Source organism: Neptunicella marina (genome assembly GCF_014270035.1).
Taxonomy (GTDB): Bacteria; Pseudomonadota; Gammaproteobacteria; order Enterobacterales; family Alteromonadaceae; genus Neptunicella; species Neptunicella marina.
On sequence record NZ_JACNEP010000004.1, the window covers coordinates 98,232 to 110,950 of the forward strand.

12 protein-coding genes are annotated in these 12,719 nt (G+C 44.9%); 10 read left to right on the top strand and 2 right to left on the bottom strand.

What is annotated here, in order from left to right:
* Window positions 1–127 precede the first annotated feature (127 nt).
* The 4 genes from H8B19_RS06520 (at window position 128) to H8B19_RS06535 (ending at window position 4,702) form a co-directional block, all read left to right on the top strand.
* Window positions 128–1,192 carry a helix-turn-helix domain-containing protein gene (locus H8B19_RS06520; protein ID WP_186505997.1) on the top strand — a complete coding sequence of 355 codons (1,065 nt, stop codon included), beginning with the start codon at window positions 128–130 and terminating at the stop codon, window positions 1,190–1,192.
* A gap of 184 nt (window positions 1,193–1,376) precedes the next feature.
* Window positions 1,377–2,006, top strand: coding sequence for a c-type cytochrome (locus H8B19_RS06525; RefSeq protein ID WP_186505998.1), 630 nt, complete (start codon window positions 1,377–1,379; stop codon window positions 2,004–2,006).
* Between the two features lies 1 nt (window position 2,007).
* Window positions 2,008–3,153: a cytochrome-c peroxidase gene (locus tag H8B19_RS06530; RefSeq protein ID WP_186505999.1), complete on the top strand. Its 1,146-nt coding sequence runs from the start codon at window positions 2,008–2,010 to the stop codon at window positions 3,151–3,153.
* A gap of 34 nt (window positions 3,154–3,187) precedes the next feature.
* Window positions 3,188–4,702 carry a parallel beta-helix domain-containing protein gene (locus H8B19_RS06535; protein ID WP_186506000.1) on the top strand — a complete coding sequence of 505 codons (1,515 nt, stop codon included), beginning with the start codon at window positions 3,188–3,190 and terminating at the stop codon, window positions 4,700–4,702.
* Between the two features lie 81 nt (window positions 4,703–4,783).
* On the opposite strand, the gene H8B19_RS06540 is transcribed toward H8B19_RS06535, so the two are convergent.
* A complete protein-coding gene (locus H8B19_RS06540; RefSeq protein WP_186506001.1) occupies window positions 4,784–5,635 on the bottom strand; it encodes an MBL fold metallo-hydrolase in 852 nt (283 codons plus the stop codon).
* 357 nt (window positions 5,636–5,992) lie between these two features.
* On the opposite strand from H8B19_RS06540, the gene H8B19_RS06545 reads away from it, so the two are divergent.
* Window positions 5,993–6,700 (top strand): HAD-IA family hydrolase, encoded by a 708-nt coding sequence (locus tag H8B19_RS06545; protein WP_186506002.1) that lies wholly within the window; start codon window positions 5,993–5,995, stop codon window positions 6,698–6,700.
* 7 nt (window positions 6,701–6,707) lie between these two features.
* Window positions 6,708–7,667, top strand: coding sequence for a sugar-binding transcriptional regulator (locus H8B19_RS06550; protein WP_186506003.1), 960 nt, complete (start codon window positions 6,708–6,710; stop codon window positions 7,665–7,667).
* A gap of 41 nt (window positions 7,668–7,708) precedes the next feature.
* On the opposite strand, the gene H8B19_RS06555 is transcribed toward H8B19_RS06550, so the two are convergent.
* The gene (locus H8B19_RS06555) at window positions 7,709–8,332 is read right to left on the bottom strand and encodes a superoxide dismutase (RefSeq protein WP_186506004.1); all 624 of its coding nucleotides are present in this window, start codon (window positions 8,330–8,332) and stop codon (window positions 7,709–7,711) included.
* A 265-nt stretch (window positions 8,333–8,597) separates the two neighbouring features.
* On the opposite strand from H8B19_RS06555, the gene soxR reads away from it, so the two are divergent.
* The 4 genes from soxR (at window position 8,598) to H8B19_RS06575 (ending at window position 12,604) form a co-directional block, all read left to right on the top strand.
* Window positions 8,598–9,047: a redox-sensitive transcriptional activator SoxR gene (soxR, locus tag H8B19_RS06560; protein ID WP_186506005.1), complete on the top strand. Its 450-nt coding sequence runs from the start codon at window positions 8,598–8,600 to the stop codon at window positions 9,045–9,047.
* Window positions 9,048–9,483: 436 nt separating this feature from the next.
* On the top strand, window positions 9,484–11,169 hold the full coding sequence (locus H8B19_RS06565; RefSeq protein WP_186506006.1) for a GMC oxidoreductase: 1,686 nt from the start codon (window positions 9,484–9,486) through the stop codon (window positions 11,167–11,169).
* Window positions 11,169–11,789: a gluconate 2-dehydrogenase subunit 3 family protein gene (locus H8B19_RS06570; protein WP_186506007.1), complete on the top strand. Its 621-nt coding sequence runs from the start codon at window positions 11,169–11,171 to the stop codon at window positions 11,787–11,789. Before H8B19_RS06565 ends, H8B19_RS06570 begins: the two co-directional genes overlap by 1 nt.
* A 59-nt stretch (window positions 11,790–11,848) precedes the next feature.
* Window positions 11,849–12,604, top strand: coding sequence for a 3-keto-disaccharide hydrolase (locus H8B19_RS06575; protein WP_186506008.1), 756 nt, complete (start codon window positions 11,849–11,851; stop codon window positions 12,602–12,604).
* Window positions 12,605–12,719 lie beyond the last annotated feature (115 nt).

The following is a 12,719-nucleotide window of genomic DNA, read 5'->3' on the forward strand; positions in this document are numbered from 1 at the left end:
TAGTAATGATGTTTTATCCCAGGCCAGTGAGTATTCACTGGCTTTTTTACATTATTAACCTTGCTACGGATTTGACTGTTAACAGCAGCGATTTTTAGGGTAAGGTAGTCAACAGATAACCTTAACGATGTTTTTACATAGTCTTTTATCGCATATGGATGCTGTTTCCACCTTTTTTTACACCTTTGCCATCGCGCAGATGTTGCTAAGTGCCTTGTCGTTAGGCATCAACCGCCAACGCAGCCAGTTAACCTATTTGTACACCGGGCTTATGCTGGCAGCCAGCTGTTATTTACTTGGCTACATTGCCAGTGGTCATCAGAGTGTTTTATCTCAGGTGGTTGCCTTTATCGGTGGCAACTGTGTACTGGGTTTGTTTTGGCTGGTGAGTTTGTGTTTGTTCAGTGACCATATTAAGGTGAATTACAAACATTATGTTATTGCCAGCGTGCCACTGATTTTACCAACACTGGTTAAGTTATGGCTGGCTGTCGGCTCTCCACCTCCCAACATTCAAACCCTGATTGCCAATACTGCGTTACTGGTAGAGCTATCACTGATATGCCACGCATTGGGCGTGACCATTCGTTACTGGCGTGACGATCTGATTGAGCAGCGTCGTTTACTGCGGGCTTCGCTGATTTGTTTTGGTGGCATTTATCTGTTTCTGGTGATTTTTGTGGAGCAGGTACTTAATTTTCATGGTGAATGGTTAAGCCAGATAGAGAGCATTACCCTTGCCGCGCTGAGTCTGTTTCTCAATACGCTACTGCTGAGATTGCGCGAAGCGTCGCTGTTTGCATCACGCTTAGCACAAGCAAAAACGTCACTGCGGCATAAACAATCGCCGGAGGTGGAACGGATTTTATCTGCCATGAGTCAGGATTTACTCTACCAGCAGGAAGGCATTACGATTGCCGAACTGGCCAAAAAACTCAATATGTATGAATACAAATTGCGCAATGTGATCAATGGTGAACTTGGTTATCGCAACTTTAACGACTTTTTAAATTATTACCGTATTAACGAAGTCACCGCCAAATTAAACGATCCCGGGTACAGTTCTGTTGCCATTTTAAATCTGGCGCTGGACAGTGGCTTTCGTAGTTTAAGTTCATTTAATAAAGCATTTAAAAACACTCATCATGTAACACCTAGTGAATACCGTAAACGTTGCATCGGGCAGGAATAGAAGCTGACTTTTGTTAAATTTATGTAATAAATAAAACGGGCTGTAGCGCCCGTTTTTACTGACTATTTCAGAATTCGTCAGCTGTTTTGTGAAAATCAGTAAGCTATTAATCCGCACAGTCTTTAGATTAATTCCTTAATAAAGCCATCTGTTAAATGGCTGTTGTGTTTGGTGGAATTTGTTTATGAAAAGCTGTAGTGGAATATTGAGCCTGCTGTTGTGTGCATTGCTGTTTGTTGTACCTGCTGTTGCCGAGCAAACAGAGGGTGAACAACTTTATCAAAGCTGCGCGGCCTGTCATGGCCCGCAGGCACAAGGTATTCCTGCTCTAAAATCACCTGCGCTTGCCGGATTAAATGCCGACTATATCACCCGTCAGCTAATACATTTTAAAACCCGGATACGTGGTAATAATGACGATCCTTTTGCTGCGCAGATGTTGCAATCGGTAAAGGTACTGGCGGATGAACAGGCGATTAAACAGGTGGCCGATTACCTCGCGACGCTTGATGTTCCAAAAATTGAACCCAGCCTTGAAGGCGATGCCAAACGTGGTCAAAACCTCTACAACGGTAGTTGTGGTGCCTGTCATGGTGCCAGCGGTCAGGGTAATCCTGCTTTGCATGCTCCGCGGCTGGCGAATCAGCATACTGATTATCTGGTTCGTCAACTACGGGCCTTTAAACAAGGTAAACGCGGAACTGAACAGGCTGATAAATATGGGCGTCAGATGGCGATGATGGCGACCAGTCTTAATATTGAAAAAGATATCCCGGACATTCTTAGTTATCTGCAGACCCGGCAGGAAAACTGATATGTCGCTGCGTAGTTTTACCCTGTTACTCAGTGCTGTTGCCATGCTGGTTTGTGCCAACTTGTCTTCAGCATCTGAGTCTTTTGTTTTAAGTGAACATTGCCCGCCGAGTTTTGAAAAAAATGCGCAGGGGCAGTGCAAGCTGGTCAACATGTACCAGATGTATGACTCGATTGAAAATAAGGGCATGGGTGGCACACAAACCTCCTTGCCACCTTACCGTGATGGCTTTACCCCACAACAAATTGACTTAGGGCGTTATCTGTTTTTCGATCCCTTGTTGTCGCCAAATCAGACCTTATCCTGTGCCAGTTGCCATCAACCACAAAAGGGTTTTGCTGACGGGCTTGATCGCAGCATTGGCATATTGGGGGAAAAGGTCAAACGTGCTGCGCCAACTTTATGGAATGCGGCCTTTCTACAGCGCTTATTCTGGGACGGGCGGGCAACCACGTTAGAGCAACAAGCTGCCGGACCACTGTTTGCTGCCGACGAAATGGGCAATACCCCAGAGCAGTTATTAAATTCATTGCAAAACAACACCTATTACCCGGATATGTTTAAGCAGGCTTTTCCGGCCAGTCAGAAAATTGAATTAGCCCAGATATATCGCGCACTGGCGGCATTCCAGAGTAGTTTGATTAGCCTCAACAGCCGTTATGATCATTATGCCCATGGTTACCATCAGGCGTTAACCGAGCCTGAAATTGAGGGTATGAATATTTTCCGTTCTTTTGTGGCGCGTTGTTCTGAATGTCATACCCCGCCTTTGTTTACCAATCAGCAAATTGCCGTGATAGGTACCCCGGAGCCAGCGGGATTGCCGCTGGATGTTGGTGCTGAAACCCCGTTTCACAGCGAAAAACTCAAAGGCGGCTTTAAGGTGCCAACCTTGCGCAATATCGTAAAAACCGCGCCTTATATGCATTCCGGCGTATTTCCTACCTTACGTGAAGCGGTAGATTTTTATAACAAGGGACGCGGCCATGCCGTGCCAGAGGGGGTGAAAATGTATATTCACTGGCATATCTGGGAGCCCAATTTAACTGAGCAGGAAATCGACCGCATCGTTGATTTTCTGGGGGCATTAACCGATGAAAGCCTGACTCCAGCAATCCCGCAGCGGCTGCCTTCCGGCTTGAAGTAGAACAATAACGATAAGAATGACAATGGAGAGCAACATGAAATCGAATAAAGTTTTTGTCACCCTGCTGATTGCCGGTGCCTTTGTTGGCGGCATGTATCTGGGCAAAGGTCAGCAACCAGCGCCGACCATTACCGACAGCGCGCAGAAAATTGGTTATCAGGGCGGATTTAAAAAAGACGCTGAGCCAGCCAGCATGTCTAAAAGCGCAGTAAAGGCCCGAGAGGTTGAAGGACAAACCTTAGTGGTAAAGCCGGGTTCATTAATTATGGATGCGGTAAAAAGTGCCTCGCCGGGCGATACCATTCAGATTATGCCGGGCACTTATCATGAAACCGTGTATATCGATAAAGACGATATTCGTATTATCGGCGTGATTGAACAAGGTAAACGGGCGGTGCTGGATGGCCAGAAAAAGCTAAATGATGCCATCCTCTACTCAGGTAATAACATAGTGGTGGAAAACCTCAAAATTACCCAGTACAAAGGTAATGGCATCATGGGGCAGGCCGGTAACAACTTCGAAATTCGCAATAACATTATTGTGGATACCGGTGTATACGGTATTTTCCCGCAGTTGGGTAAAAACGGAATCGTCGAGTACAACATAGTGTCCGGCATTGAGGACGCGGCGATTTATGTGGGCATGAGTGACAATATTCATGTGGCACATAACCACGTGTTTGCCAGTGTGGCGGGCATTGAAATTGAAAACAGCCGTCATGCCATTGTGGAAAACAACTTTGTGTATGATAACGCGGGCGGCATTCTGGCCTTTGTCACACCGGGCCTGCCGGTCAAAACCACTTACGATGTGATTATTCGCGATAATTTTATCCACCAAAACAATCACGTTAATTTTGGCGCGCCGGGTTCGACGGTATCCGGAATACCGTCAGGTACTGGTATGTTAATCATGGCTGCCGATGATGTGATTATCGAAAACAACATAGTGTCGGACAATAAAGTCGCGGGTATTATTATCACTGACCACGCCAATGCACCTAATATCACCATCGATCCTGAATCCGATCCCACACCAGAACGTACTATGATCCTTAATAACGTCATGGTGAATAACGGTTATGACACCATTGATGAAGCTAAAGTGCTGATGTTGTCAGAGTTTAAACAGGGCAATCCGGATATTGTACGGGTAGGTGACAACACCGGCAGTTGTATTATCAATCGTCACCAATATGTCACGGTAGGCGTCAGTGACTGGGCCGAATGTAATTTTACCAGTACCGATAATATCGACAGTTATATTCTGGATGAACCTGTCGCACCGCGCGAAATCCATGGCAGTGAGCGCGGCAAAATGGCCTATCTGGGTATCTGTACTGGTTGCCACACTTATACCGGCCGCATGATTGGGCCACCGGTGCAGGTGATCCAGGCCATGTATATGGATAACCCGCAGGGGTTGGCCGACTACATCGCCGCACCTGTCAAAAAACGTGATGATTACCCTGAAATGCCAGCACAGAATTATCTGGATGAAGAAACCCGACTGGCAGTCGCCAAGTATATGCTGAGTGTTAAAAACTAAACTCAAATTAGACAGGCCAGTATATCTAATGTTCTGGCCTGTTCTTCGTAAGTAAATTCAGGTTAAGCGCTGAATAAAAACTTATTTAAGTGAATCTAATACTTCATTCACGTGGTGGATGAGATAAGGATGCAATTCTTCATAACGTTCATAGTGTCTCACTATTTTGAACATCTCTGGTGCTGCACATATTTGCTCCGCACTGAGTCCTTGTTGGTAAAGCTCTGTTACTAGCTGCACAAATTCTTGATACCTGTCTTTAAGCTGGGTTAATTCCGCTTTGCTGCTACTAATCTTTTGGCCACGGTTTCCCGGATAGAAGTGTGTATTGTCGTCAGCCAGTGACAACATGGTTTGCAATCCTTTTAACTGTGCTTTAGGGCCATTTTCACCCGAATACATTAGCCAGTCGTTGCGAATGCCATCACCCACAAATATCGCATTGCTGTTGGAAACCATCACTGCCGAATGGCCGGCTGTGTGCGCGGAGGTGTGTACTAAACGCAGTGTCTCATTACCTAAATTTATGATCATTTCATCCTTATATGTCAGCATTAAAGGATATTCACTTTGCAAACCCTGATGCCCAATTGTGATGGCACCCGCTTCAGCAAAGTATTGATTGGCGTGATGATGAAAAGGGTCTGAGTCAATGCTGATGACATAGCCAATCGGTTTACGGCTGATATGTTTAATCAGTTGTTCTATGGTAGGGGCGTAGTTGCGCATCATTGAGCTTATTAAAGCAATTTTGTGTTCACCAACAACAATGCCAAAGTTTATCCTGGTATTGCCATAACTCTGACTGGCAACATAAAGCTGTTTATTTAGTTTTGTAACCTCGAACGTTTCGCTGTTAACGGTGAAATTTTTACCCTGACTACTTAAGCTGACGATGGCCAGCAGGCACACTACAAATTGTATAATATTCATTTTGCTATCTGATTGTTTGATTCGAAAACTTAAATCAATCGATGTGAATTTAGCGTAAAAAACAGATGTTTTTGTGTATTAACAGTTTAATCGACAACAAATGCTTGTCGCTGAGTCGAATTGAAAACAGGTTAATTTACCCCTCACAGCCATAAAACTCTCAACACAGTTATGATTTATATAACCCACGATCAGGTTGAAGCCAGGAGCATGGTCGATAAAATCCTGGTGCCTATCGGCCTACGCACGGGACTTATCTTTGTAGTGTGAGTAAGGATAATTGGGTAAAGTAAAGCGGCCATTTGTATATGCTGTGCAAATGGCCGCTATTGTTTCTTTAGTCCAGAGGAGAAAGCTGTGTCCAGCCATTCAGCGGTGTATGATTCTGAATATGGCGACCCGCCGGTAAAATTAGTTATTTTTGACTGTGATGGTGTGCTAATCGATAGCGAAATCATCAGTTTAAAAGTGTTAAAAGGCTTGCTTGCAGATTTGGGGGTAGAGCTGGATAACGCCTATTTTACCCGGGAGTTTCTTGGCCGCAGTTTTTCCAGAGTAAAACAAGCAGTAAAAGACGATTTTAATGTGATACTGCCAGATGAGTTTGAACAGCAGTATTTAAATAAATTAATTCAGGTATTTGATCAGCAACTGGCGCCAGTAGATGGTATCAAACAGGTTCTTAGTCAGTTAAATATTCCTTTTTGTGTGGCGACATCCAGCCACCGTGAACGCACTGACAGAGCGCTTAAAGCCACCGGTTTAACTGACTACTTTGGCAGACATATTTACACTGCTTCACAAGTAAAACGCGGCAAACCCGAACCCGATTTATTTTTATTTGCTGCTAACCAGCATCAGGTGCAGGCACAAAACTGTCTGGTGATTGAAGACAGTATGTCGGGCCTACAGGCCGGAATTGCTGCAGGTATGCAGGTCTGGCATTTTCAGGGTGGCTCACATATGCCATCATCAATTGCTGATTTTTCCTTACCGCAAGGAATTAGCCGGGTGATAAGTCACTGGTCACAGTTCTTTAATGTGCATCCGGAATTACATAAGTAGAGGGATTATGAGTACGTTACCCACAAATGATTCACGACGATTAGATGATGTCGCCCGCGCTGGCTGGTTATATCACGTGGCCGGGAATACTCAGGATGATATCGCTAAAAAGTTAGGGGTATCGCGCCAGTCAGTACAACGTTTAGTGGCACTAGCTGTGAGCGCTGGTTTAATCAAAGTGCGGTTAGATCATCCCATTGCACGTTGCATGGAACTAAGCCACCGTATTATGGATCGCTTTGGTTTGCTTAATTGTGAAGTGGTGCCAAGTGAACCGGCTGATCCATCATCGATTATCGGTTTAGCGCAAGCTGGTGCAGCCGAGATGGAACGTTATCTAAAAGCGCCTGAACCGCAAATCGTGGCGATGGGAACCGGACGTGTACTCAGAGCTTGTGCCGAAGAATTGCCGCCTATGGATTGTCAACAACACAGTATCGTGTCCTTGATTGGCAATATTATGGAAGACGGCTCGGCCTCAGCCTACGATGTAGTTGTGCGTGTTGCCGACAGAGTGAAAGCCAAATATTACCCAATGCCACTACCGGTATTCTGTCCTACCGCAGAAAATAAAAGCTTGTTATTAACCCAGCCGCATATTCAGCCAATATTTGATTTGGGCGATAAGGCGGACGCGACCTTTGTTGGTATTGGTAATCTGGGTATATCTTCGCCGTTATTTTTAGATGGCTTCGTTAACGAAAAAGAAATGCAAAGCCTGCATGATATGGGCGGTGTGGGTGAAATGCTCAGTTGGGTGTTTGACCGTCAGGGCACTATTATCGATTGTGACTTAAATCGTCGGGTTTCGAGTAAAAAGTTAAACCAAAATTCAGATAAACCTGTGGTTGCCATTGCTGCGGGTGAATTGAAGGTGCACGCTATTATGGGCGCGATGCGCAGTGGCCTAATCAATAAACTGATTACTAACGAATACACAGCAGAACTCATTCTACGTAATGATTAAGATAAACGTCATGCCGTATGGCATGACGTTTGGTTGTATTGCTAACTGTTGCTTAAATGTGCAAACAGGCTTTCCAGCTCTTCGTGCTCAAAATTTGCTTCAGCAAAAGACCAGTTAACGATATTCCAGAACGCGTCTAAATAAGCCGGTCGTGCATTTCTGTGGTCAATGTAATAAGCATGTTCCCATACATCCACCGTTAATAACGGTTTTACTCCATGCTGGGTAACCGGTGTTGCAGCATTGCTGGTATTGATGATTTCAAGCTTTCCATCCTTTGTGGCTACCAACCAGGTCCAGCCTGAACCAAAGTTGTTAATTGCCTGCTCAGTGAACTGGCGTTTGAATTCTTCAAATGCTCCCCAGTTTTGAACGATAGCGTCGAGCAATATACCTTGTGGCAAATTCCCGCCATCCGGTGATAAACAGTGCCAGAAAAAAGTATGGTTCCATACTTGTGCGGCGTTGTTGAAAATCGCCCCGGATGACTGACGGATTATTTGTTCGAGAAAAAGAGATTCCATTGCCGTTTGCTTGATTAGTGCATTGAGCTTATCTACATAAGTTGCATGATGTTTCAAATAGTGAAAGTTGAAGGTTTCTTCAGACATGAACGGGTGCAACGATGACGTTGCATACGGCAATTTAGGTAATTCAAATGGCATTATTTTCTCCATATTTTAGTTTAAAACGGGTTGAAGTGACTCTGACAAAAAGAGTGTGGCTATTTGAATGACAAAAATGACCAATATTTTTGTATGCGTCTGTTCGAGTACTGATTTTTTGATTTCGCAGTGATTGCTGATTTATTCATGTCGGCTCCAGGATCAATTTCGACTAAAAAATAACTTGCTTGGACGTCAAGCCGACACGAATACTAAAACCTCGGGTATACTTGAGGTCAAGAATAAAAATCAGGAAAATTTACGTATGCTTGATAACACTCTGGCAATTGGAGAAGTTGCACAACGAAGCGGTATAAAAGTCTCCACCCTGCATTACTACGAAGAAAAGGGTTTAATCACAAGTTGGCGTACTGAGGGTAACCAACGACGTTATCATCGCAGTGTGCTGCGTCGGGTGGCGATTATTCGCATCGCTAAAAGTGCCGGTATTTCTTTACGAATTATAAAGTCTCATCTGGATAAATTTCCCACCAGAGAGGTATCGCGTGAAAACTGGCAGGATATGAGTCGGGAATGGCGTGATATGTTGAATGAACGCATTACCAGTTTGTTGCAGTTGCGTGATCAACTGGACAGCTGTATTGGTTGTGGCTGTTTGTCATTGAAGGATTGTCCGCTTCGAAACCCTGACGACTCGTTAAGTGAAGAGGGGCCTGGTGCCAGACTACTGATTGATCAGTCACCTTTGTTGTAAGTTTTGATGTGCATTGTTATTTAATCTTTGTGTTGCTGTTTGAGTGTATTGCCGTTGAACGGATCTTTAACGGCTTTCAAACCAACATGAAACTGATAGTCAAGGGGACAAAAAGTCAGCCGGTAGTTTGTACTCTCAACTTCATATTTTTTCTTCCTTAATTTACTTTTAACCACAACCCCTTAGTTTCAGCCACTCTTATTGTTATTTTTTCTGATAATTTTGGTAGATTTTCAGCATAGTTGTGTTTACAGGCAAGCAGTTGTTGGCATTGTTAATGATTTGTGAAATCGTATGTAAATAAGCCATTATTTGATTGTGTCTTAAACGATGCAGATCAGGTACACACTTGGCGCAGCATTTTCACACTTGTTTTGCATTGTTTCGTTAATCGTTCTCCGCGCGCAATTCAGGTGATTACTTTAGCGAGGAAAGTATGTCTGACAACAATTATGATGCGATTATCGTTGGCTCGGGAATCAGTGGTGGCTGGGCTGCCAAAGAGCTGGCGGAAAAAGGTCTTAAGGTTTTAATGCTGGAACGTGGACGTAACATTGAACATATAAAAGATTATGTGAACGCACACAAAGAAGCCTGGGATTACCCACACCGTGATGTTGCTACTCAGGAAATGAAAGTGCTTGAGCCAGTGCTGCGTCGCGATTATCCGTTAAATGAATCGACTTTTGGTATGTGGGCGAGTCATCAGGATTCGCCTTATGTGGAGAAAAAGCGTTTTGACTGGTATCGCGGATACCATGTTGGTGGGCGTTCTTTATTGTGGGGGCGTCAAAGTTACCGCTGGAATGTTGAAGATTTTGAAGCCAACGCCAAAGAGGGGATTGCCGTTGACTGGCCTATTCGTTATCAGGATTTAGCATCCTGGTATGACTATGTGGAAAAATTTGCCGGCATCAGTGGTAACCGCGATGGACTGGATGTATTACCCGATGGTATTTATCAGCCGCCTATTCCACTGAATGTAGTGGAAAAGGATATCGCGGCCCGGGTGAAAAAAGCCTACAAAGGAAGCCGTCATATATTAAACGGTCGCAGTGCCAATATGACCCAACCAAAACCTGAGAATAACCGGGTGAATTGTCAGTACCGTAATAAGTGCTGGCTGGGGTGTCCGTTTGGTGGTTACTTCAGTACACAATCGGCAACGTTGCCAGTGGCGATGGCCACCGGTAATCTGACCGTGCGACCATTCTCTATTGTGCATCGTGTGCTTTACGACAAAGATAAAAAACGTGCCACCGGCGTGGAAATTATCGATGCGGAAAATAACCAAACCTACGTATTCAACAGCAAAATTGTGTTCCTGAATGCCTCGGCATTAAATTCGGTATCAGTATTGATGAATTCCGCCACAGATGTCTGGGAAGGTGGTTTGGGTAGCAGCTCAAACGAGCTGGGACACAACATCATGGATCATCACTTTCGGGTGGGGGCGGTTGCTACCGTTGAAGGTTTTGACGATAAATATTATTTCGGTCGTCGTCCGTCTGGTTTCTATATTCCGCGTTACCGTAACTGGGGCAATGACAAGCGTGATTATTTGCGTGGTTTTGGTTATCAGGGGGCGGCCAGCCGTTCTGGCTGGAATCGTAATATTGCCGAGTTGGGGATTGGGGCAGATTTAAAACAAGCTATCAGCGAACCCGGCACCTGGAGCATAGGTGCATCCGCCTTTGGTGAAATGCTGCCAGATCACAGTAACCGTGTTTATTTGAGTAAAACCGTTAAAGACAAATGGGGTTTGGCTGCTCTGGAAATGGATGTCGAAATCAAAGAAAACGAGCTTAAGATGCGCAAAGATATGAAAGATGATCTGGCAGAAATGTTTGAGCGTGTTGGACTTAAAAATGTGTATGGCTATGACGGCGACTATGCTCCCGGTATGGGGATTCACGAAATGGGTGGCGCACGCATGGGGCGTGATCCTAAAACATCGGTGCTCAATGCTCATAATCAGGTGTGGGATGCACCTAACGTGTTTGTGACCGATGGTGCCTGTATGACATCCAGCTCGTGTGTAAATCCTTCATTAACTTATATGGCATTAACTGCACGTGCTGCTGATTTTGCGGTGCAGGAGCTGAAAAGGGGGAATCTGTAATGGAAAGACGTGAGTTACTTAAACTAATTGCTGTCTCCACAGGGGCCGCTTTTGTATGTGCTGATGCTCTGGCATGGGATAAACCACCACAAGCAACCGCGCTCGCAAAAACGGGTTTTTCCAGCGATGATTTATTGTTAATGAATGACGTCGCTGAAACGATTTTGCCAAAAACCAATACGCCGGGAGCAAAGGATGCACAAGTAGGCCAGATGATGGCGATATTTGTTGCCGATTGTTATACCGCTGACCAGCAGCAATTGTTTAAACAAGGGTTGCTCGAGCTTAACAAACTGACAACTCAACAATATGCTAAGCCCTTCTTGTTGCTGGATAGCGCTCAGAAGCATGCCTGTTTATCGGAACTGGATCAGCAGGCAAAAACCCAAAATAGTGAAGCTGGTTTGTGGGGCATGGAAAGCAAAAAACCTAACTCGCGTTCTCCACGGGATAAGAGTCCGTTACCACATTATTTTACCCTGATGAAACAGCTGACTTTGTATAGTTTTTTTACCTCGGAAGTCGGCGCTACTAAGGTGCTGCGTTATGTCGCTATACCCGGCAAATATGACGGTGATTTACCCTATAAAAAAGGTGACCGGGCCTGGGCGACAGGCTGATTATCAGTATTCCATCACCTTAAGCGAGTCTTTAAAAATCACAAATATAAGGAAGCCCGATGAATTTAACTAAAAGCATTTTAGCCAGCACCTTAGCCCTGAGTCTGTGTGGTGTTGCGGTGGCTGCTGATGAAAAACTTGAACCCTGGCAACAGGCGCAAAAAACGGAAGTCTGGGAACCAGAACCAGCCATGGTATCAGCACCTGCAGGCGGTGTGCCCTCTGATGCTGTTGTATTAGTGGGAAATGGTGATTTATCTCAGTGGGAGGGCGCTAAAGGAGGTGCCGCTCAGTGGGTGCTGAATAACGGTGAGATGACGGTTAAGCCCGGTACTGGCAGTATCAAAACCAAACAGTCCTTCTGTGATGTGCAATTGCATGTGGAATGGAAAACACCTGCGGATAATATTGAAGGTAAAGAAGGACAGGAACGCAACAATAGTGGGGTTTTCCTGCAGCAGCGCTACGAAATTCAGGTGCTTGATTCCTATAACAACCGCACTTACTCAAATGGTCAGGCGGCAGCCTTGTACAAACAAAGCATCCCTTTGGTGAATGCATCGCGCCCACCGGGCCAATGGCAAACCTATGATATTATTTTTTCCTCACCTGAGTTTAAAGACGAAAAAAGAGTCAGACCCGGTTATGTCACCGTTTTGCATAATGGGGTTTTAGTTCAAAACCATGTTGAAATTCAGGGCGCATCAGCCTGGATTGGACCGCCTACCAATGAACCCCATGGTTGCGCACCGATAATGTTACAGGATCATGGTAATCCGGTTAGCTTCCGCAATATGTGGGTGCGTAAACTCTAGGGTCTGTTGATCTCTGCTGTATACTTTTGCAACGAGTTGCACGGCATTTGAACAATGAAGCGCGATTGTGGTGTAGTTGTTCTACATGAATGAGTGCTGAAGCAGTAGAAATGCC